Source organism: Sphingobacterium sp. 1.A.5 (assembly GCF_002734235.1).
GTDB classification, from domain to species: Bacteria; Bacteroidota; Bacteroidia; order Sphingobacteriales; family Sphingobacteriaceae; genus Sphingobacterium; species Sphingobacterium daejeonense.
Genome location: NZ_PEBA01000004.1, coordinates 42,597 through 65,141, shown reverse-complemented (window position 1 = coordinate 65,141; position 22,545 = coordinate 42,597). Strand labels below are relative to the sequence as shown.

General features: G+C 31.6%; 27 protein-coding genes. 18 read left to right on the top strand and 9 right to left on the bottom strand.

The window, feature by feature from the left end; genetic code table 11:
- Positions 1-28: 28 nt before the first annotated feature.
- Positions 29-718, bottom strand: coding sequence for an AraC family transcriptional regulator (locus CRT24_RS03630; protein ID WP_218962572.1), 690 nt, complete (start codon positions 716-718; stop codon positions 29-31).
- A gap of 495 nt (positions 719-1,213) precedes the next feature.
- On the opposite strand from CRT24_RS03630, the gene CRT24_RS03625 reads away from it, so the two are divergent.
- Positions 1,214-1,708, top strand: coding sequence for a hypothetical protein (locus CRT24_RS03625; protein ID WP_144034500.1), 495 nt, complete (start codon positions 1,214-1,216; stop codon positions 1,706-1,708).
- A gap of 1 nt (position 1,709) precedes the next feature.
- Here the strand turns inward: CRT24_RS03625 and CRT24_RS03620 are convergent, their stop codons facing one another.
- The 5 genes from CRT24_RS03620 to CRT24_RS03600 form a co-directional block, all read right to left on the bottom strand.
- A complete protein-coding gene (locus CRT24_RS03620; RefSeq protein ID WP_099369883.1) occupies positions 1,710-2,447 on the bottom strand; it encodes a sugar-binding protein in 738 nt (245 codons plus the stop codon).
- A 51-nt stretch (positions 2,448-2,498) separates the two neighbouring features.
- A complete protein-coding gene (locus CRT24_RS03615) occupies positions 2,499-3,050 on the bottom strand; it encodes a (d)CMP kinase (protein WP_218962571.1) in 552 nt (183 codons plus the stop codon).
- A gap of 137 nt (positions 3,051-3,187) precedes the next feature.
- Positions 3,188-3,841, bottom strand: a complete 654-nt coding sequence (locus tag CRT24_RS03610; RefSeq protein ID WP_099369882.1) for a hypothetical protein — start codon at positions 3,839-3,841, stop codon at positions 3,188-3,190.
- Between the two features lie 15 nt (positions 3,842-3,856).
- Positions 3,857-4,420, bottom strand: coding sequence for a hypothetical protein (locus CRT24_RS03605; RefSeq protein ID WP_099369881.1), 564 nt, complete (start codon positions 4,418-4,420; stop codon positions 3,857-3,859).
- A gap of 55 nt (positions 4,421-4,475) precedes the next feature.
- Positions 4,476-5,492, bottom strand: coding sequence for a hypothetical protein (locus CRT24_RS03600; RefSeq protein WP_099369880.1), 1,017 nt, complete (start codon positions 5,490-5,492; stop codon positions 4,476-4,478).
- A gap of 696 nt (positions 5,493-6,188) precedes the next feature.
- On the opposite strand from CRT24_RS03600, the gene CRT24_RS03595 reads away from it, so the two are divergent.
- Positions 6,189-7,310, top strand: a complete 1,122-nt coding sequence (locus CRT24_RS03595; protein ID WP_180269055.1) for a tyrosine-type recombinase/integrase — start codon at positions 6,189-6,191, stop codon at positions 7,308-7,310.
- Between the two features lie 37 nt (positions 7,311-7,347).
- Positions 7,348-7,566: a hypothetical protein gene (locus CRT24_RS03590; RefSeq protein WP_144034499.1), complete on the top strand. Its 219-nt coding sequence runs from the start codon at positions 7,348-7,350 to the stop codon at positions 7,564-7,566.
- 65 nt (positions 7,567-7,631) lie between these two features.
- Here CRT24_RS03590 and CRT24_RS03585 read toward each other — a convergent pair whose 3' ends face one another.
- Positions 7,632-9,089 carry a P-loop NTPase fold protein gene (locus CRT24_RS03585; RefSeq protein WP_099369877.1) on the bottom strand — a complete coding sequence of 486 codons (1,458 nt, stop codon included), beginning with the start codon at positions 9,087-9,089 and terminating at the stop codon, positions 7,632-7,634.
- Positions 9,090-9,294: 205 nt separating this feature from the next.
- On the opposite strand from CRT24_RS03585, the gene CRT24_RS03580 reads away from it, so the two are divergent.
- From CRT24_RS03580 to CRT24_RS03510, 15 genes are all read left to right on the top strand, one after another.
- The gene (locus tag CRT24_RS03580; RefSeq protein WP_099369876.1) at positions 9,295-9,474 is read left to right on the top strand and encodes a hypothetical protein; all 180 of its coding nucleotides are present in this window, start codon (positions 9,295-9,297) and stop codon (positions 9,472-9,474) included.
- An 86-nt stretch (positions 9,475-9,560) separates the two neighbouring features.
- Positions 9,561-10,079, top strand: a complete 519-nt coding sequence (locus CRT24_RS03575; protein WP_099369875.1) for a hypothetical protein — start codon at positions 9,561-9,563, stop codon at positions 10,077-10,079.
- 77 nt (positions 10,080-10,156) lie between these two features.
- Positions 10,157-10,732, top strand: a complete 576-nt coding sequence (locus tag CRT24_RS03570; RefSeq protein WP_099369874.1) for a hypothetical protein — start codon at positions 10,157-10,159, stop codon at positions 10,730-10,732.
- Positions 10,732-10,962, top strand: coding sequence for a hypothetical protein (locus CRT24_RS03565; protein WP_099369873.1), 231 nt, complete (start codon positions 10,732-10,734; stop codon positions 10,960-10,962). Before CRT24_RS03570 ends, CRT24_RS03565 begins: the two co-directional genes overlap by 1 nt.
- A gap of 98 nt (positions 10,963-11,060) precedes the next feature.
- Positions 11,061-13,979 (top strand): hypothetical protein, encoded by a 2,919-nt coding sequence (locus CRT24_RS03560; RefSeq protein ID WP_099369872.1) that lies wholly within the window; start codon positions 11,061-11,063, stop codon positions 13,977-13,979.
- Between the two features lie 68 nt (positions 13,980-14,047).
- Complete coding sequence (locus tag CRT24_RS03555; RefSeq protein WP_099369871.1) at positions 14,048-14,725, top strand: XkdF-like putative serine protease domain-containing protein; 678 nt, start codon at positions 14,048-14,050, stop codon at positions 14,723-14,725.
- 35 nt (positions 14,726-14,760) lie between these two features.
- On the top strand, positions 14,761-15,357 hold the full coding sequence (locus tag CRT24_RS03550) for a hypothetical protein (RefSeq protein ID WP_099369870.1): 597 nt from the start codon (positions 14,761-14,763) through the stop codon (positions 15,355-15,357).
- A 21-nt stretch (positions 15,358-15,378) separates the two neighbouring features.
- Positions 15,379-16,269: a hypothetical protein gene (locus CRT24_RS03545; protein WP_099369869.1), complete on the top strand. Its 891-nt coding sequence runs from the start codon at positions 15,379-15,381 to the stop codon at positions 16,267-16,269.
- A 92-nt stretch (positions 16,270-16,361) separates the two neighbouring features.
- On the top strand, positions 16,362-16,907 hold the full coding sequence (locus CRT24_RS03540; protein WP_099369868.1) for a hypothetical protein: 546 nt from the start codon (positions 16,362-16,364) through the stop codon (positions 16,905-16,907).
- Between the two features lie 106 nt (positions 16,908-17,013).
- Entirely contained in the window at positions 17,014-17,361 is a 348-nt protein-coding gene (locus CRT24_RS03535) for a hypothetical protein (protein WP_099369867.1), read from the top strand.
- An 8-nt stretch (positions 17,362-17,369) separates the two neighbouring features.
- Positions 17,370-19,241 carry a hypothetical protein gene (locus CRT24_RS03530; RefSeq protein ID WP_099369866.1) on the top strand — a complete coding sequence of 624 codons (1,872 nt, stop codon included), beginning with the start codon at positions 17,370-17,372 and terminating at the stop codon, positions 19,239-19,241.
- A gap of 7 nt (positions 19,242-19,248) precedes the next feature.
- Positions 19,249-19,812 (top strand): hypothetical protein, encoded by a 564-nt coding sequence (locus tag CRT24_RS03525; protein ID WP_099369865.1) that lies wholly within the window; start codon positions 19,249-19,251, stop codon positions 19,810-19,812.
- Positions 19,800-20,285: a hypothetical protein gene (locus CRT24_RS03520; RefSeq protein WP_099369864.1), complete on the top strand. Its 486-nt coding sequence runs from the start codon at positions 19,800-19,802 to the stop codon at positions 20,283-20,285. The genes CRT24_RS03525 and CRT24_RS03520 overlap by 13 nt, the downstream gene beginning before the upstream one ends.
- Positions 20,286-20,420: 135 nt before the next feature.
- Positions 20,421-20,861, top strand: coding sequence for a D-Ala-D-Ala carboxypeptidase family metallohydrolase (locus CRT24_RS03515; protein WP_099369863.1), 441 nt, complete (start codon positions 20,421-20,423; stop codon positions 20,859-20,861).
- Positions 20,862-20,864: 3 nt separating this feature from the next.
- A complete protein-coding gene (locus tag CRT24_RS03510; RefSeq protein ID WP_099369862.1) occupies positions 20,865-21,314 on the top strand; it encodes a hypothetical protein in 450 nt (149 codons plus the stop codon).
- A 334-nt stretch (positions 21,315-21,648) separates the two neighbouring features.
- Here CRT24_RS03510 and CRT24_RS03500 read toward each other — a convergent pair whose 3' ends face one another.
- Positions 21,649-22,026 carry a hypothetical protein gene (locus tag CRT24_RS03500; protein ID WP_099369860.1) on the bottom strand — a complete coding sequence of 126 codons (378 nt, stop codon included), beginning with the start codon at positions 22,024-22,026 and terminating at the stop codon, positions 21,649-21,651.
- 4 nt (positions 22,027-22,030) lie between these two features.
- Positions 22,031-22,534, bottom strand: a complete 504-nt coding sequence (locus CRT24_RS03495) for a hypothetical protein (RefSeq protein WP_099369859.1) — start codon at positions 22,532-22,534, stop codon at positions 22,031-22,033.
- Between the last annotated feature and the right edge of the window lie 11 nt (positions 22,535-22,545).

Sequence of the window (22,545 nt, the reverse complement as noted above, 5' to 3'; positions counted from 1 at the left end):
TTGATATGTCAATTTGATTTAGAATTTTTTATTGAGGAATCTGATAATTAGTATATTCTTGATATTGTTGATTCAACATTTGATTGATATAACTAGGGTTATGTCCCAAGAAAGTTTTAAAATCTTTAATCAGGTGCATTTGGTCAAAATAACCACATGAATATGCGATTTGGGTCCATGTTTGGTTTGGATTGAGCTCTTTTATCTTATAAGCGGTCGCAAATCTTCTTAGTTTCCTGAAAAAGTTGGGGCTCACTCCTATTCTATCTTTAAATAATCTTTCGAGTTGCCTTATACTTTTCCCAGCCGCCAAAGCCATTGCAGCAATAGGAATGTTTTGGGGCAATTCATTCAATAGCATGTCAGATCGATTTGTCTTGAGTTTATTTCTATTAAGAATTTTTAAGAAAAACTGATCAAGCTCTTTCTTTATTTTTTCCAAGTCATTGGTTTCTATAAGTTTATCAATGAGTTCTTTTACAGGATTTCCAAATACCGCATCACCTTCTAGATGACTATCAATTAAAGTATGTATAGGACAGCCTCCCAATAAATAATACTGACCGATATTTTGTAGTTCTATAGCGATCAGTCTATGATTACTTTCAAAACATAAGCTTACAGGTGTAGTTTGAGGTCCTATAATCAACATATCTTTTTTCTTTTCCTTTTTCTTGTTTTCAAAGGTTACTTCCACTGAACTTCCTAAATAAAGCATGATAAATTTTTTATGGGTCGGCGTGAAAAAGTATGTGTTATTTAGGTTTTCCCTACTAAAATCTATGACGTTATGAATATATCCTCTTATAAAAGGACGTAATTCTAAATGGGGTAATAATACGTCAATCATAATAGATTTATTTTATTCTAATTTACACATTTTCATTTAGTTGAATACATGTCGCATCTATACTATTTTTCACCTTTTAATAAAGTTAACTTCAAGCAAAACTCTATTTAGGGTATTGGGAATGAAGCACCGTTTGATTTACTAAAAGCCTTGTTCAAAATGGAAACATATTCTAAGAATTTAATAATATTCTTTTGTTTAGTAATTGTCCTTACTTTGGCAGGATTTTATAATTCCTACTTTAGATTTTTGCCCGATTTTAATAGATTTCCAATCATAATTCACCTCCACTTCTTTGCATTTTTATGTTGGTTTGCTTTACTTATTATTCAACCGGTACTTATTAAAAAGAATAAGATTGAAATGCATAGGCGCATTGGTAAGTTAAGCTATTTTCTTGTTCCGGTTTTGATTATCACTATTGTATTACTAATTACACAACAAGTGCAGAGACAGCTCGCAACTTCCAAACAAGATGCTGCATTTACAGCCATGTTAGGTTTATTGGATATTTTGTCGTTTTCAATTTTTTATAAGATTGCCATGGTCAATAAAAAGAATATCCGATGGCATGTTGGATTTCTTCTGGCAGCAACATTGGTTATACTTAATCCGGGACTTTCAAGGTTATTAAATCAGTTACAGCCGGGATTGGGTTTGATCGTTGCTGTACTATTACCGTTTGCGATATCTATATCAATCATCATTTTGGAGAAAATAAAATACAAAAGGGCTATTTTGCATAGCCCTTATTTTCTTTTTCTCTGTATCTGGTCCTTGGAAATTTTATTATTGATGAATATCTCCACCAAAGTATTTTGGATCAATATGATTACCGACTTATTTTCCAGCAAATGACCTACTTTATTTCAAAAGTAATTTTATGAAATGCTGATGGTGTATGAAAGTCTGGTTTGTTCGTACTGGGTTTTATCCATGATATCCAATTAACAGTAGGATCTTTAGGATTGAGGTTGTTGAATTCTGCTCGAAATACTCCGAATCTTAAATTTGACAGAGTATTACCATCAGATTTATCAATGCTATTAATAAAAGACATCGGCATTTTACCTTCCAAAATATAACCATTGGATGTTTTTGAACTTTTAATTTCAAGCTCGTCTAGATCCCAGTTATAATCGAACTTACGATAATAATGAGCTACATAATCGAGCACCTTCCCTGTTGGAGATATTTCAAAACAATAATATTCTTTCAAACTTGAATMTGCTGTTATAAATATCTCGCCTCTATCTCCTAACGCCACATCTGATTCTTTTTTGAAATCTGCTTCCACTATTTTCTTATCTTCAATTTCAAAGCTGAAATAAAACCAATCTGCATCATAGAATGCCATAAACTCAGTTTTTCCAAAATCTGGACTTGACCAAGGTGATACGAATTGATCAATCTTAAAGAGTTTATTTGGTGCTTTCCAATCATCCAGCTTGCCATCGATTACAATTTTTGAATCTGATATAAACGGAATTGTGGTTGTACTATTATTTGCTACAGTAGATTGGGCGAAGCCATAGAATGGCAACGAAACTGAAAAACCTAAATAAAGGAATTTTGAAAATAAACTTTTTAAAATCATAGTTGACAGGTTTTTATTCTGTGTCAGTTTCCATATAAAATCATTTCTAAATTAGCCAAACCTTTTATCCAATTCCCATTCTTGGTAATATTTATTTAATTCTTTCATAGATTTAATATGGACCAGCATGGCATTGCTTTCACTAATTAATTTTGCATATTTAAACCTATTTTTGGGTGCTACATATAAAATATGACGCAGCATATCCCAATTTATTTGTTCTTTAGCCCCCTCTAGATTTCCTGCTCGATCTTTTGAATTTTGCATGCCCCTCTTTATAAAACGAATTAAGGACCCGATTCTTTTAAAATCCAACCAAATAATACAGGATGCAGAAGAAAACCTATCTTTCATTAGAAAACTATAATTTCCTTCGATTATCCAATTATTATTCTTGTTAATAAACTCATGATGGTCGGCTCGTATGAGTTCTTTTTCGCGAGGTTGCCAGTTTGTATTTGGTAAATGAGCAATTTGATCGAGATAAAGGACTTTAAAGTCCAATTTATTCCCTAACGCTTTTGCTAATGAAGATTTCCCACTAGAACTTGGTCCAATAATACAGATTTTCTCACCTAATGATTCTAGCGGTACGATATGCATGGAACCAAATTAATAAATCCTATTTTAATTCAGCATATTTAAAGTTCATAAAAGGAGCTTTATCATCGGAGCTTGGAAATGTGGGGGATTTGAAAATTAAGTTATTTTAAGGGGGGCTAGGATTTTTATAATTGCATTTATATTATTTCTATCAATTCGTCCTTTCCTAGATCATATTCATACATCCGGTGAGATTCATTATCTAGGTATAACCATTGAAGAATGCTGGAATTTTCAGTAGAAGATTTTACACCAATCCCAATAAGTGTGTAACTCCTTCCATTTTTTTCAGCATCCTCAATGGAATAATAGATTGTATTTGACTTATCAATAATAAGATCTTCTACCGGGAGAGTCTTACTTATGGTTAGATAATATTCTACCCAGTTATATAGATAATCTTTAAAGGTTTCTGTATAATTACTGTCCATAGGATATTGAAAGACTAGATCCTTTCCATATTTACTTCGGAAATCCAGAATTTTACTATCCTTAATTTTAAGAATTTTGGTTACTACCTTTTCTCTTACAGTTCCGGTATCTCCGGCAAGATCCAGAACCCTATCTTCCCAGTTAATCAGAATACTGTCTCCTCTTAATAAATTCAATTCCACAAATGAATCTGGTTGATATACAAAAGTTAATCGCTGGTCACCACTTTTCACAAATAAAGGCTCTAGGTCCCCTCCTTCTTGCAATTCTAAAAAAATCACTTTTTCCTGCTTTTCTTGAGCAAACAGTGGCTGAGTGAATAGAAATAACAAATAGAATATTATCGTTGATTTTATCATTGAGACAATATGAGTTTAATAGAGGCTGTCAAAACTAATTCTTTCGTATTCTTCAATTGTTCGACCGGTATTACTAGCACCAAAGAATAGTATCCACAATGTATTGTCGTTATAGTTCATAATCCCCAATCTATTGTTATCTAGGGGAGCTAAAAAGGAGATATCTTCCTTTATTTGAAAATAGACAACGGGGATTGGAACCATTGATCGGTTTTTCTTTAAATATAGGTAGTTACCTTCTTTCCTAGTTGAGATTGAAAATGAAGATAACTTATCATTTCCTTTGAAAGCTGTAACTTCTAGATAACTGTCTGGCTGAACAGTTAATCGTAAAATGGCATCATCTGGTATTTTCTCAGTGGAATCTATATCTGATCGATAAAAGGATAAGAAATCCCATAATGTATATTCTTTAACCGTGAACCTCTGTTTGATCTCTGCAGGTTTATTGGAATAATATTCCCCCTTAAATGCTGTATTGATGGTTGAAACCTTACCTGAGAAATCTTTTGAAAGTTTTCGGGCTGAGGAACAACCAATAATTGATATACATAGAAACAATAAGAATATGATCCTCATTAACTTACATTTTATTTTATTAGATTATTTATACCATCTCACTATCCACTTCCTTTCATATTTTGTAATTGAATTTATTGTCTTTAAATACATAACCTCTCCTGGCGAAAGGTAGAGTACTCATGATTTCTCTCTGAAAAGGAGTTGTTGGCTTTTCTAAGTCAAAACCTTTTGACATATAAACAGAAAACGGTAAATAGAATCCATCGTCTTTATTTTCCATGCTCTGTACATGCTTATTAAAACTATAGATTTCTAATTCACCTTCAGGATGGAAATTCTTTCTCTTAAATACCAATCTTCCTTCCTGCATTTGAAAACGAAGGGCGTCCTTTTCCATGGCGGTATTTGCCTTTCCTTCTATCTCACTCACTTTTCCTTTACCCTCAATTTGCCATTCATCTTTTGACTTAAAAAATGTCTTATTGATATTAAATTCTTCAGAATCCTCCATCTCAACAATTAATGTAAAATCATCAATCTGTTTATTCGCCCATCTATTCGCAGCTGTAAGAACATAATTAAAGTGATAATTGTAGTCTATACTGCTGGATACATCGAATTTATAAGTGTGTTTAACGATATTCTTACCTTTTTTGAAGTTAGCTTTAAAGTGGTAGACATACATAAAATCAATATAGTTACCACTGGTGCTCCCATCAAATGTTTTTAAGTCAATGCTTTTTATTTTTCCATTCTGATAATAAAGGGAATCAGCGACATATGCGACATTGTATTTAAGATTTTCCCCGTTCATTTCTACTGTAAAATCTCGCATATATGGATGTAAACCTTTTTTGGGAGCTCCATTTACATCACCAGATGGCGATACTGCTTCAAAACCAACTAAGATTTCCTTCGCCTCAGCAGGATTGAAGAACTCATAGTAGACGGTTACTTCGATAAACTGATTGTTAACCTTCTTTACTTTTAATATTTCTTTTTGTACTGAAATATCAGTTTCGTGGATAGGGATTAATTGATTGCCAGAAGCAAAATATGCCCCATCATTTGCATGTAGATATACATTGGTGAGCAACAATAGTAGTAAAAGGAATTGGCGAATGATCATAGGATTTAAAATTGAGAGTCTATTTGCTTTAATATATATTATGGTTAAATGTATTGGCCATATTGAAAGATGTTTTTTCGGTATTGTAATTAAATATAGTAAAAAGAAATTGAAGTTGATTTTATGGAGTGGGAATATTAGAACATTGGATGATCGTTTGAATTAAAAGGATTTGATTAGGAAGAATTTTGGGATAGGATGAGAAATGGAAAACAAGATTGAATATTTAATCTATATAAGGATAGAATATAAGGTCAGATAAATTTGGAAAACTAAGGTGAATATCAATGGATAAACTTGCCATCTGGATTGGTTCAGCCGCTCACTCTCCGCGCTCGGTACCCTGAACCATCCCTTTTTGTGGGTGGCTTCAAAGAAATAAAGCCGCATCGCTACGCGAGCGGTTTTGTTGTTTCTAAGGCTGTTGCTCAAACAAGTTTGGCAACAGCCTTAGAAACAACAAAACCCGACTAACGTCGGGCTTTATTTCTTTGGCGGAGAGAGAGGGATTCGAACCCTCGATACAGTCATCCCGTATACAGACTTTCCATTTCAGTGCTCAGTTTAAGTAGTAAAATCTACGTTTAAATGTATGTAGAGTGGCTTTTTAGGAGTGCGCAGTTATTAGTTTATTGTTGTAGTGTACCCTTTATGAGTGCGCAATTATTAATGAATTATTTAACAAAATGGCGAGAAATGGCGAACTACACTATTCCCAAGATTAACTTTGGCAAGAATTGCAGAACCAAAGCAGAGCAAGCAAAAACCAAATGGGTGATTGAATTCACAATTGGTGACCAACGAAAAAGAGTAAGTAACGGTCTTAACAGATTACTAAATTATGACAAGAAGTTATCTGAGTTTAACAAGCTAAGAGATTCTATTGAGAATGAACTTAAAGAAGGAACATATAACCTACCTAAAGCAAAACCTGTAATTATTCCTACAGTTAAAACAGCTGTTAAGGAATTTATCCAATGGCATAAAAACAAAGGTTCAAGGCTTAAAACAGTTCAGTCTTATGAATCTAAACTAAAGTACATATCAGATGAATTAGGTAATACCAATATCAATAGTATCTACCATAAGGATATTAATGATTTGATGATGTCTTTGCAAAATGACCTTAAATGGTCGAATAAAACCTATAACAATGCAAAGGGTATATACAGTGGTTTATTTGCATTTGCCATTGATAGTAGATATATCGATACCAATCCTGTATCAAGAATCAAATCTAAATATGTATCTAAATCTGAACGCAACAAAGCATTTAGTAAGGATGACTTCAATAAGATAATGACTGAAGTAGATAAGGATGTTATGTTGTCTATGTTTGTACGTAGTATCTATTACACCTGTATACGACCACGTGAATTATGTTCATTGCAGGTAAAGCACATCAACTGGAATAAGAGAACTATATATATCCCTGCTGATATAAGCAAGAACAAAAAAGATGGATATGTTCATATTGATGACAACTTTTATAAGTTACTAAAACAATACTACTTTAATGCACCTGCTGATAGTTACCTATTCTGCAATGATGTTGTTCTTTGGGGTACTCTCTCCTACCATCCTAACCGACCTTATAAAAGATTCATTAGGATTATTGATAAGCTAGGTCTATCTAAAAAAGGCTATACACTGTATTCTGTCAAGCATTATTCCAATGTTCAGAAGTTCTTAAACGGATGGACTGTTGCTGAGATAATGAAAGCTAATAGACACGCATCTATTGAAGAAACCGAAAACTACCTACGGGATTTACTTGAATATGTTGATATCACAAAGAAAGTAGTACCTGCACTTTAATTATCCCAATCAAAAGACTATTTATAAACATACACTAATGAACTATTATAACATTATGGAAAAGAGAATTAAACAATTGGTATCTCATATGGTACTATCAGATATAATGAGCAAAGGACAGTTAGCAAAGATTAACAAGGCTGTCAAAGGAAATGAATTAAACTATCTTATTGGTATCAGCGATGCATTGAATGGTAGATATTACCAATATGTATCAGATGAATTATTTGATATGATTGGAGAACTAAAGAAATAATCATTCATATTTTATTTTATCTTGGAAGGCTAGTCACTATCGGTTAGCCTTTTTTATTTCTACATCTAATTAATATTTTCATTCAAGTATTTAATTAAATCAAAAGACTCGTACCTTCCATTTTCATAACCTTGTAATTTAAAGGTATATTGATTGTTATATTCTTCAACAGTTACATAATATTCATCTTGAATTTTCCAAGAAGTATTTCCTTTGGCTATCATTTCTAAATCAAATTCAATATCATTACTTACAATAAATTTAATAATATTTATAAAAATCCCTTCAGCCTCTCTATTATCCAAACCCAAATTTATATAGTTAAATTTTAGACCTGATGAATTTAATGACTTTATAATTTCTCTAAAATTTCCTTTCCCACCGATTGCTTTATCTATAAATAATACTAATCGGTCTTTTTTACTTTTAATGGAATAAAACTCTTCTTGTTTAATAACCATATCTTCAATCTTCAAAATATCCCTTAAACTTATTCTTTCTAAATACAAAAGAATAGACAAAATGGAAGAAATTAAATTAAGGTGAGTAGATTGGTAACTTTCATTTAAAAGAAATTCATTATCTAAGTGTTGATTGTACTTAGCATTGTATAATACACTTCGAATGTTTTTTATTACCTGATTTTTACTGTCAAAATGGTAAACTCTTCTTGATATAAATTTACTAACGTAACCCCAAAAATCTACATCTCTTCCATACTTGTGTTGATATATTTTTCTTATATTATTTATATCACAAACAAAAATTATTTTATCGAACCCAAATTTATGGTTGTTCGTGGTATAATTTTTTTGCGCACTGAATACATTAAATAATCTGAATATATGCTCAGGGTCAATCCTATCTAAATCATCAATTATTAAAATATTTTTCTTGGGATTTTCTTCTTCATTATTTTTGAGTTTCATTAGAAATGACCTGATGAATTTTGTGAAATCATCATTTTCATAAATACCCTTTTTATTAGAAAAAGATTTAAAGAAATCTTCAATTATTGTTTCTTCAGTTTTGACTTGTGATTTGGTTTTAAATTTATTCCATTCCTTATTTAAGAAATTTGTTAGTTTCACAGAATGTTCTAATATTTCACTTTCATTATTGCTAAATAGATTATTAAGTTTCTCTAGTACTCCTGTTGAAAAATCAATTATATTGAACTTTTCACTTAAGAAAAATGAAAGTTTTAATGCTGAGGAAAAACCTAAAGAATCATCATTTTCAATTACATTAAAATGGTTTACTAGACATTCCTGAAGTAAATCATATTTTATTAATTCCATTATATCTTCATTAGAAGAAACTGAATAGTTTACTGGAAATAAATGAAAAACATTATAAATTTCTTTAGTATTTAAAAAAAAGTCATTCTTCAAAAAATATGTTTTTCCTGCCCCAAATGGAGCGGATAATATTATATCGACATTATCATTTGGAGAAATGAAACTCAAAAATTCTTGTAATATTTCTTTATTATCAATATTGGCTTCAAATGGATTACTCATAAAAAAAATCTATTAGGTTAATTAGTTTGTAAACCAAATATATATAAAATAAAAAAAGGTATAAGAATTCATCATAATCAATTTCTAACTTTTGATTAAATACAGTCTATTTAGGGGGTTGCATATCCTCTATCTTTTATTGGATTAATATCTAAAATTTATTATGTTTATTTAAAAATTATTAACAACTAAATATCAAGAAATTATGAGTACACATCCATTAGAACAACAGCTAGAAAATTTAAACTCAGAAGTAACAGAAATTTACAATTTGTTAGAAGAATTGGTGCAATTGTCTAGAAAACAATTAAAGATTTTAGAAGATATAAATAACAATTCAGGAAATATTGAATATAATACTTCTAGAATTGCTGACAATACTTAAAAAAACTTTAAAATTATTTAATTATAGAGGATAGCCAATAAAGCTATCCTTTTTTTATTTCCAACACTTTTTAATAAAAGATACTTATGTCACAATACCGAGCTGAACTAGCAGAACTTTATGAGTTTGCTGTCTATAACCAACCAATTAATCAAGAACTATTTGACTTGCTTGAATCCTTATACAATGAACAATCCGAACTGGATGACTATTCCTTATTGAAACAAATATATATCCTATTGTCAGATGAGGTAGATGACCCCGAATATTATGATTTGGGTTTAGATGAAGATAATGATGACCTGATTGAAATACTGCATCAATATTGTTCAACCTTCTTGGTTGATAAAACCAAACTATCAATTGAACTTGGTCGATATGTAACACAACCTGAAGAACGTCATTTTGAATCATATGATGATTTTCACCAAGCCTTAGCCAATGCTTTAAAACTATCCGTAATCATTGAAGAAAATGACAATGCATCATTCCTAGCTTGGTTGCTAAACGATATTATTGAATCTGATATCAAGCTTAAATCAGAAATGATTGAACGCAAAGAACCAAAAGAAAAGCCTTCTGAAAATTATTTTAAATTATTCTAGTTCAGTATCAATGTGTTAAGTATTCAGCCTTTACAACTTTCAGATTTTGCAGTATTTATAAGATATATAGATAAATTATGAGTAAAGAAAACAAATTAAAAGAAGGTTTTGAATTTCTTCAACCGATTTTAGATGCTAACATTGATTTCCCTTTTCAATGGAAAGAAGATTTAGAAGGGTATCTAAATTTAGATACTATGGAAGTGTTGATAAAAGATGGTATTTGGTATTGTCCTAACAAATTCAAAAGAGATTTAAGATTGAAACAGTACGAGCAAGGAGAAATTGAAAAGGATAATGATTATGAATGGTTGAAAAAATGGTATGATGAAGATGCTAAAATAACACAAGTTCCATCACATTATTCTTTTGATGTTGAGGAATTTATCAGATTGACATTAGCACCAAAAATTAGACCTGTGGATAGATGTAATATTATACCTGTTAGTTATGAAAAATTTGAAGATGGTGCAGAAATAATAGCAATTAAAGATGTTGGTTATTGGTATCAAAATACCATTACTGACTTAGCAAAAAAGAATAAACCATTATTCAATGGTGAATATAGATTTGTTGATTATGGAAATGACAACAGACTTGAAAAAGAAATACCATTTGAAGTTGTTGATGGTAAAATTAAATTAAATAAGTAATGTCCTCCGATAAATTAACCAATAGTCTTAACAAAGTATTTACTCCTGAAATTATGAACTACATTAGGGTAAAATCTGATTTCCTTGATATCATTATGAACAGGGATGAAACAGAAGAATATAGAAAGTACTTATACTTAACAGTAGTTTTGGAAGTACTTACAAGTAAAGAAGAATATGAACTTTGTCAGGTCGTAGACGAAATGATTAAAGATTACAATATAACCTAAACCAATTTAATATCTAATTTTTCCATAGGGATAGCTTTACAGTTATCCCTTTTTTAATGCCTTTCCCTTAACACTTTAATCTAAAGTGAAAACCTATTATGGAAGAAAACAAAAGGGAAATATTAATTAATGTCAAGGTCGATAATCAGAATGCAATTCAAAGTACTGAAGCATTAAAAAAGAAGTTTGGTGAATTAACCCAAGCTGTTGATAAGTACAAGGACATTGAACTAAACCAAATCAATGTAAATGAATTAGAAATTGCATTAAACCAAGCAAAGAACCTATTCAAACAACTATCTGCTTCGGGATTGGCTTCAGTCGGTGATTTAAAAAATGTTTCTGCTGAGATACAGACATTAAATCAAAAGATTGCTGAGGTCAAGAATATTGATATAAAAGTAAATGCTAATGTAGATGATATTAAAGGTAGACTTGATGACCTTAAGAATATCGATTTACCTAATGTTTCATTGGACAATCTCAACTATGAAATAGAAAAATCCCAAAGATTATTTCAGGATATATTTCAATTGAACGATAGTGATTCAGAACAGATGATGTCGGAATTGATGACCGTTATGGACAATATAAACGGTCAGATTCAAGGTATAACTGTGCCTGTAGACATCAATACATCTGAAGCCCTAGCTGATACTGATGCCTTAAAAAGACGTTTTCAGGATTTGTCAAATGTTGCTTTATCTTTTGATTCAATTGATTTTGACAATAGTTCTATTGGTGAATTACGTGACCATCTCAACCAAGCAAATAATGTTTTCAAACAGCTAAAAGCTTCAGGTTTAGCCACTGACCAACAACTTGATGATGTTGCTAAAACCATCACCAAACTAAAAGGAACGATATCAGGGATGAAGATTGAAAATGCCTTTAAAGGATTTGAGAGTTCAATTCACGGTGTTGTGGGCGTAGGACAAATCCTTGAGTCAACGATGGTTAGTTTAGGGATAGAATCAGAAACAGCTGAGAAATCAATCCAAAAGATGATGGCATTAATGACCCTTAAAGATGGTGTAGAATCATTGGGTAAGTATGTCGAAGGAATGAAGGCAATGGTTACTGGTACAAATGGTGCTACTTCTGCAACCAAGTTGTTAAAAATTTCACTAGCTTCAATAGGAATAGGTTTAGTTATTACTGCTGTCTCTTATTTAGTCGAAAATTGGGAATCATTATCTGCAACGGTTAAAGAATTTTTTCCTGCTATAGATGGTATCAGTTCTAAGTTTACCAATTTTTCTGCAATAGCTGAAGGAGTCGGAAAAGCCGTTGTTGGGTTCATAGTACGTCCTATTCAAGGTGCAATTAAAGCATTCAATATGTTCAAGGAGGGTGACTGGAAAGGTGCAGGAAAAGAAATATTAACTGCATTCAACCCAATTGAACGTGTTGGTAATGTTATAAAAGATTTCAAAAGCGGATACGGTCAGGGTATAATTAAAAAAGAAGCTACTGATAATATCAAAAAATTCAATGATGAATCTGAAAAAACAATAAAAATACTCGAAGCCACTGGTGGAAAAGAAAAGGAAATATTTGCCACCAAGAAAAAGATGTGGCAAAATGAAATTGACCAATTGAAATCTAAGAATAAAGTCCTTTCATCTGCTGACCAAAAAAGAGTGGATGAGCTTACTGATATGATGGAAATTGAAGGTATAAAACACAATAAATTTGTTAAAGACCAAGTTAAATCAACTGCATCTGCTGTTGATAATGGATTGAAAGAAATAAAAGATGCAGTTGCTGAAGCAAGTAAATACATTTCTGATTTAGCTAAAACTGAAAGACAGAAAGAAGTTGATGATATCGATGCTCACTATTCAACACTAATAGCCAAAGCAAAAAAATATGGTCAAGATGTAGCCACATTGGAAAAAGCTAAAGAATCTAAAATAGCTGAAATCAATAAAAAATATGACTTGGAAGACAATGAGAAAAAACTAACTGAAATTGAAACCAAAGGACAAACTGACTTATTGAATGCTAAAACAGGCAACGAAGGTAAAACAGTTGAAGACCTTAATAAAGTTGCAAATGTTGAACTTAAAAATGCTAAGGATAGTTATGAGCAAAAGAAAATATTGGCTAAAGATAATGCTGTTGACTTGGCTAAGATTGAAGCTGAATATGCGAATGAAGTATATAATATCAACAAAGGTTTAACAGATAGCATTAAAGCATTAAAGGATAAGGAACTTCAGGACACGGTTGATAAGGTAACCACTATTCAAGAAACTAATGTTCTCAATGTTCAGAATGAAATTAATGAATCTGAAAAAGGTTTACCATCCAACGAAGCTAAACCATTAACTGATGAAGAAATTCAACTAGTATTGGATAATGTAGACAAACTGCACAACGCTAAAATTGAACAGCTTCGTTTGAACTATGAGCAGGAAAGGTTACTGTATATCGAAAATGCTGAAAAACTTGCACAGATAGATGCAAAATTTAAAAATGATTTGGTTCAAGCAGAAAAAGATGCTAGTGACAAGAAAATTGAAATCAATCAGAACCAAACGCAAAAGAAAATGGATAGCGAAAATCTATATTTTGACGCATCCAATCAATTGCTTGAAGCTAGTAAAGTAATAAGTGAAGAAAACACACTTTGGCAAAAATCATTAGCTGTAGCACAGGCTACAATGAATGCTTATTTAGCAGGTTCACAAGTTTTAAAAGACCCATTCTTTGTGGGTAGACCTTGGGAGAGGGTAATTGCAATGAGCGGAATTATTGCAACAGGTTTAGCAAATGTTTATAAAATTGTTAACACCAAGGTAAACAATAAAACAGGCAGTACAGGTGGGAATAACATTTCTGCACCTCAAATAAATGTTACTCAACTTCAACCTAAACAAACACAGGATGTAAGGGTAATAGAGAATCAAAGTCAAACCAAACAAGAACCTGTGAAGGCTTATATTGTAAACAAAGACCTAGAGACACAAAAAGAAAAGGATGCATTCGCTGAATCCTACAGTAAGATTTAATTGAATAATTCAGGGGGTGACTATAACGGTTGCCCCTTTTTGTTTCACACTTTATCCTAAAGTAAATTATGAATAAAAACCTACCAATATATGACCTAGACATCAATGAAGCAGAAAATAAAATAGTTGATATGATTAGTCTTGTTGCATCCCCTGCTACAGGTGCTAATTGGTTTGCATTCAGTGAGCAGGTTGAAACCAAGAAACTAGCTTTCAGTGAAGATAAAAAACAATTGTATGGAATAGCTATGATTCCTGATTTACCTATTTATAGAAAAGTTGGTAACCAAGAATTATACGTAAAAGCCACCAAGGAAAAGATTGAAAAAATCGTACACACCTTTATGCGAAAAGGATTAACAACCAAATTAAATGTTGACCATAAAGCAATAGATGCTAATAGCTATGTTTTCCAAAATATTATAGTTGACAATGAGAAGGGATTCAAAGCACCTGCTCAATTGGGTGATGTGGTCGATGGTAGTTGGGTTATAGCTGTCCAAGTTTGTGATGACCAATTATGGCAGGATATAAAGGATGGTAAGAAAAATGGATTTTCAGTTGAAGGTCTTTTTGAACTCTTCGAAACCAATTACCAAGTTGTTGATAACCCTCATAATGAAGTTGCTGATGTAGTTATATCAATTGAAACTGTTGAAGAAGATACTACTGATGAAGAATTGAATGAAATCTTTTCCTTGGTAGAGAACTATTACAAGTACCTGTACAACTCCAATAATGGGTAATCACACTTTATGCTAAAGAAAACATAAACCTAATTATGAATAAAAAAGAAAATAAAAATGTATTGCAAAATGCACTTAATGACCTTAAGAAAATGGTTTTTGGTAAAGAATCTAAATCTATTACTTCTAAAGTTAGATACAAATTCGAGATTACCGAAACTAGTGAAGGTCAATCAATTTCTTACCCTGTGTTAGAAGTAGGTGCACCTGTTACCATTGGTAATGGTGAAGGCGGTGATGTAGCTCCTGATGGTTGGTATGCGATTGATGAAGCAACTGAAATCCGTGTAGAAGCAGGTGTTATTGCTGAAATCAAACAACCTGAAGTAGTTGAAGAATCTGCTGAAGATTTTGAAGATGAAAATGCTGATGCCCCTGCTGAAGATTCAAAAGTTGCTGAAAAAGTAATTGAAGTAGTAGAGCAGGCACAAGAACAGATTGAAGCATTATCTGCTGAAATTGAAACATTGAAAGCTGAATTCGCAAAGGTTTTGAAAACCAATGATGATGTAAAAGCTTTAACAGACGCTGTTGCAAAATTCAGCAAAGAACCTGTTGCTGTATCAGTAACAAAAGAGAATAACAAGGACAATAAGCTAAACCAATTAGCAGGTATCCTTGGTAAAAAATAAACCTAAAACCAATTATTAAATATGGCATTAAATTTATCAGCCCTGACAGACTATGTTAGGCAAAATTCCACTGAATTTGTGGTAAAATCTATAATGGATGCTTCTACTGTTGCATTCTTAAAATCGGAAGGTTCATTGATGGTAGGTATCAAGGGAACTGAATCAATCCCTTTGTTGGATGCAGACGTAAACCTACAAGTAAACGACAACTGTGGACGTTCACCTTTGGGTTCAACAACTATAACTGATGCAAAAATCACTGTAGTTCCATTGAAAGACGAACAAGATTATTGTCCAAAAGCTTATGAAAAGAAATGGACTGTAGAATACCTTACTCAAGGTCAGACTTATTCTGAATTGTTATTTGCTCAGGACTTTATGAAATTACGTGCTTCTAAAATTGCTGAAGCAAATGAAAAATTAATTTGGCAAGGTGATACTGCATCTGCTAATGCAAACTTGAATAAATTCGATGGTTTTAACAAATTAGCTCCTACAGCTGTTACTTTACCTGCTGGTGCAACTTTATTAGAGCGTTTGCAAAAAGCATTGTTAACGATTGACCAAGCTGTAAAAAATGCTCCTGACTTTGTTATTTTCTTATCCCAAGAGGATTACGAAGCAGTTAACATTGAATTGGCGAACAAAAACATTTACAAAGAAACTTCTGATGCTAAATTATTTGGTACGTCTGCAAGATTACAACCAACTTCAGGCTTAAACGGTACTGATAGATTCCACTTTGGACGTAGCCGTTCTTATGTTATCGGAACTGACCTTATGGGTGAAGAAGAATCTGCTGAGATGGTGTATTCAACTGAAACGAAGAAAATTTATATGGATTTTGCTTATGCGTTGGGTGTACAATTGGTATTAGCTAGTGAAGTTAAAGTATTCAAAAAATCAGCATAATCTAGTTAGCTAGATTTTTAAAAAGAGAGAATAAAAAGGTGGTGCAAATTCACCACCTTTTTTTATAAAAAATATAAACATTAATAAAAAATATGGCTTGTTTAAAAAGTTTAACATCCTATTCAAAAGGTTGTAAAAAAGTTAGTGGTGGTGTATCCAAATTATGGATGATTGCCTATTCTGATTTACAATACTTGACTGGTACAGTATCTAATTTCAAAGTTGATGCTACTGGTAATATGGTAAGTGAAATTGGTCTTAAGACTGGTAAAAAATTCGTAGAAGTCGGATTAATCAAAAATACATTCGGAGTTGTAGAAAACTATGCTTCAACCCCTGAAGCTAATTCATTTGAATTGACAACTGAAATTACTTTAGTTGTTAGTGATATCTCAATTGATTCAAGAACATTCGTAAATAACTTACTTGAAGCTTCTGAAGTAGCTTGTATCATCCAATTACGTAGCGGTAAATATATTGCTGTTGGTTTGTCAGGATATAATGAAGTATCTGCTATTGCAGGTGGTACAGGTGTTGCAGGTGCAGACTTGAACGGTTACACAATTACAATTAGTGGTTTGGATAACGAATTAATTCGTTTAGTTGACCCTACAATCTTAACTACTGTATTAGGATAATCAACCCCCGATTATTAACCTAAAACCAATTCAAAAAGGCTGTTACATCTCCTGTAACGGTCTTTTTTTATGCCGTAACACTTTAAAATAAAGAGAAAAACAGAGAATGACCAAGCTAATTAATAAGGATGAAGAAAGCATAAAACTATGGTTTACACTTGACAGAAAATTGTCGGGATTGGTATTGTTCAATATTATTTCTGATTACGATTTATCAACTAATACTATCCAATTACCACCTGCAAGACAAGAAAATGAAAGGTTTGTCTTGTTTGAAATTACTGATGAATTAGCGGAACTAAATGATGGATTATATACCTATCAGCTTGAAGATTCTAACGGTGAATTGGAATCGGGTAATATGAAAATCCAATCATCAAACCTTGGTCAAAACACTGAGACAAACGAATTCAATTTTGACGGTGACGATGAGTTTGCCGTATACGAAGATTAACCTTAATTATGAGTAATAACCGAAAACCAAAAGTAAATAATAACAAAAACCCATTTACATCTAGTCAACCTAGTCAACCAAAAAAGTTTACAGGGGATATAATGAATTTGATGTTCAATCAAAACGTAGTTCCATTACCTGTAGAGAAAGCAAAAGGTAATAGAAAAGGAAATGATGTGATGTGGTTTTATGGTGATAATAACCTTTACCCTAACCACCTTTTAAAATTATATAATAATAACCCTATTCACCGTGGAATTATTGAAGGTAAGATTAACCATATTATGGGTAACGGATTGAAGTTTGCTAATTCTGATGAAAAGGCTGATTTCAATGTTAATGAAGATGATTCTATAACTGATTTACTTCGCAAAGTAGTAGAAGATTATTTAATATTCAGTTATTACGCTATTGAGGTAATTTTTAATGGTGTTGGTGAACCTGTCCAATGGAATTACATTCCTGCATCTACAATTAGAACTAATAAAAGTAGAGATAAATTTTTCTATTGTGACGATTGGGAATTGAACAGCAATCAAGTTATTGAATTTGGTAAATGGAATAGAAATAATAATGGTGATTACACTAGTAAAATTTATTTCTACGGTGGTCATAGTCCAAGCAATAAAGTCTATCCTGAACCTGAATATTCAGGTGCTTTGAAATCCTTACAAACTTATATTGATATTATAGATTTCCATTCTCATAACATCAACAATAACTTTTCTCCATCATCAATTATAACATTTCACAACGGTGAACCTACACCTGAAATGAAAGAAACTATTGAAAGGTCAATTACCAATTCCTATACTGGTAGTCAAGGTAAAAAGATAATTATAAACTTTGCAAATGAAGATTCTAAACCTGCTGAAGTAACTAATATTAGTCCTTCAGAATGGAATGAAGCTTATTTATCTCTAAATGAGCAAACATTGCAGAATATTATATCTGCACATTCACTTACTTCACCCTTACTTTGTGGTGTTTCAGTTGCAGGGCAATTGGGTGCAAATAGCGAGTATAAAAACTCTTATAAATCATTCAGGAAAGACTACGTATTTAATCGTAGACGTGAAATAGTAGATTCTTTGAATAAGCTTTTCAAAGGCGTTTTCAACCCTATTGAGATTGAAGATTATGATATTTTCGGTGATGAAATTGACCCTGCTGTTTCTGCTGTGATGACAATAGATGAAATTAGAGCAAAATCAGGGTTGCCCCCATTACCCAACGGACAAGGTAATAGATTGAGCAAGGAAGTTGGTACACCTACACCTGCTACACCTACTCCACCTGCTAATTTTCATAAATTCTCAAAAGAGGAAATTGAAGAAGATGAATTGAAATTTAATTCAATTGCACATTTTGGAAGTGAAGCAGGTGAATATATGGTATTGCGCAGATATGCATTTAATGAAGAATTGAAATTTGAATCCGACACCAAACTAACTGATTACTTAATCAAGTCTGCACCATTCGCAGGACAATCATTATCATCAATTCAATCTAAACTTGATGATGAATTCACTTTGCAAGAAATACGTGAAGAAATGGCAAAATTGGTCAATGCAAGGTTAATTCCAATGAGCCAATTAATCAATTCTGATGATTTGAGAAAAGCAATTAAGAACAGTGGAGTTAATAATAACAACACATCAAATCTTAACAGGATTGAAATTAGATACAGCTATGAAGGTCATCCAATAGATGAAAAGACACGTCCATTCTGCAAAAAAATCCAACAGGCTAACCGACTTTATTCAAGGGAGGACATAGAAAAGATGAGTGAAGTCCTTGGATTCAACATATTCAGTGAACGGGGTGGACTTAATTGCAGACACCACTGGGTAAAGCAATCTGTGGTTAGAATTAAATAATATAAAAATGGCAAAATTTACACTATTTATAAGTGAACGTACAATTAAGGATAATTCAATTATCGAGGAAAATATTGAATCTAAATTATTAAGAATCGTTACCAAAGAAATACAGCAATTGGAACTCTTACCTATCCTTGGTCAAGACCTTTATACTGAGGTTGAAAATGAAGTATTGGCTAAGATTGAAGATAAGGATTATATAATTAAGGATGATATCAATATTCTTTTAAAAACATATATCCAAGACTTTTTGATTTATGGTGTATTGTTGAATATTACTACAAGTCTTAATTATAAATACACCAATAAAGGAACTTTGAATATAACTGATGCTAATGCAGACAATATTGTCCTTGGTGAGATTGAATCTATCAAAAAATACTACAGAAGCAAATATGATTCCTACCGTATGCGTTTGGTGGAATATGTCAATAAATCCTGCTCAACAACAGGTGATATTGTTGCTCCATTTTCAACAGGTTGGTATATCAAAGATGAACCTAATTATGTTAAAATATACGAAGATAGAGCCAATAAAACAGGAAATTGGAAAGGATGGAAACTGTAATGATGAACTTAAACCAAATCAAAAAATACCTCAAGGATTGGTTTAGTAAATCGCCTTTTGTTAATACCGTTATTGTTAGTAATAAGGATGATTTTGCATCAATTAGAGATGTTAATTACCCTGTTTGTCATATAGAATATCTGAATAATTCAATCAATTCTAATTATAACAATTACAATTTCATTATCTCCATAGCTGACATTCAGAACAACAAATTGGATAACAGAAATGTAGATGATATTCATAATGATACAATGTTAATTGCTCAAGATTTCATTGATTTTCATTATGATGAAATTGAGAAATTTGAAATGGATGAAAATATCCACATAAATCCATTCGATGATGAAAATCCTGACAGGACAGCAGGAATAACATTTGCAATTAGGCTATCTGTTTTTCGTGAAAAGGACAAATGTATATTACCCAAAATAAAGCCTTCTGACGCATTTGACATTGTTTTGGAACAATGATATTAAAAGAAAAAGATAATTGATTCTAGACGAGATATGAAGGTCAAATTTAGACCTAAATAGCAATTATTTGTTAATCTGCAAATAAATCCGTTAAAGTTAATAATTATAAGCAAAAATTAACCAAACCAATTAATGACGCTAAAAGAATTAAAAGATTTATGTCTTAAGAACAATATTAAAGTAGATGGTGACCACATTGAGTTCAATGCATCCACACCAAATTTTCAATTGACCAAGAATTTCAGACTTCAGGAATTCCTAACCAAAAACAAGAAAGACACCACTACAAAAATCAACTTGAAAATTATTTTGGAACTTCAAAATTTGAGAACATTATTCGGTTCACCGATTGGAATTAGTTCATCATATAGGTCACCAAGCTATAACAGGTCAGTAAATGGAGCAACGAATTCACAACATCTGTACGGTAATGCCTTGGACACTTATCCAATTAATGGAGATATTAAAGGTTGGTTATCTACTGTTGTGAAAAATAAAAAAGAGGGCGGTTGTGGTCAATATAAGACTTTTGTGCACATTGACTGTGGTGCAACTCGATTTTGGAGGGGTTAAAAAATGGATGTTATTAAAGAACTATTCAACAACTTTGTGACATCTAGTATTGTAACCAAGCTACTATTATTTATTTCCGCATTTTTTGCCCCTGTATGGGAGCTTTATATTTTACTTATTTTCCTTGTCACGGTAGATTATATAATGGATTTGGCTGTTTGGTTTTTTGGAAAATGTAAAGAATGTAAACATTGGGATATTACCCAACCATTCATTATTAAATTGATAATGTACTCAATATTGGTAATTGTTGTGAATGCGGTTCAGTTGCATTTGATTAAAGAAGCATTCGAGATTTTTAAATTGATTATGGCTATACCAATCGGTGCTGAATTACTTGGCATTCTAAGTACTATTGAAAAGCATACAGGCGTTGCTATAGTGGATAAGGTCAGGCAATACTTAGGGAATTGGGTAAGTTCTAAAGAACCCAAAAATGATGATGGAGAATAAAACAATAATTTTTTAAAATTGTTTATAAAATTAAAAATTTTAAAAAATAGTGTGATTTAAATGGATAATTTGACAATTTTAAACATCGGAAAATGTGCGTTGAAACAATTATTAAGTTTTAGTGAAAATAAAAAAATGCCTGTGCAAAAGTTTGGGAATTTTTCTTTTTTTATTGAAGGAGAAAATTATAATTATTCGTATGAATATCTTTATGGCAACATTTATCACATAGATAGTTATGATTTTTCAACAGCTATACAAAAAAAGTATCGGTAATTTTAAATAGAAAAAGCCCCCAACATGGGGGCTTTTCTTGTTTATTATATTAATTTTTTTACACTTCTATTCTAAATATTAAATCATCCAAGGACATACAGTTGCAATCAACTGAACTTTGGATATCTTCAGCTATAATTTCATAATCTAATTCGGTTAATTCATCCTTTGTTTTACCTTCTGATTCAGAATATAAATCAATTTCAGTTTCAATAAAACTTGATGAGAATCCGTGGATTTGATTGAACCAATCACTGGTGTCAAACCATTTATATTCTTCATCCTTTTCAATTTCTGTCTGCAATAGCTCAAGCGATTGAGTTGTAGCAATATCCGAAATCTTGATTAACAATGCACTTAGTTGAGGATATACATTTAACAAATTTTTGTATTCTGCTTGGTCAAGTTGCTGACACTTTTCTTTTAAATTTTCCATTTTATTAATTGTTAATATATATTACTTCAAATTCTTTTCTCTCATTGTTAAAGGTGATTACATCCTTTTTATTTATGGTTCTCTCAACTACTATTTTTTGACTATCCACAGTTGAAAAATTCCTACCATATGTATTAGCAAAAAATTCAGCTACTTCTTTTTTCAAACTCCAACTAACCCCATATTCCCCACCTTCAAATTCTTCAACTGTCATACCTCTATATATTGTTATTTGGTCAGGTAGTTGATTGAAATATTCAGCATCATCATTGTTTAGGAAATTTCCTGTCTGACCTTGGAAACGACTGAATATATCTTTGATTTCATCCCTGTATTCATACAGGTTATCACTTGAAACGTATGCATTCATTAATGCATAGAATCTGTTATCTTCAAGGTCTGTATAAATATCTAAAAATCTATCAAATCTGTTATAGCTGTCACATCCTGCACCAAATAGAACATCATCTATTTCTTTTTTGGTTAATCCGTTGTATTCTTCTTTCATCTTGTTAATAT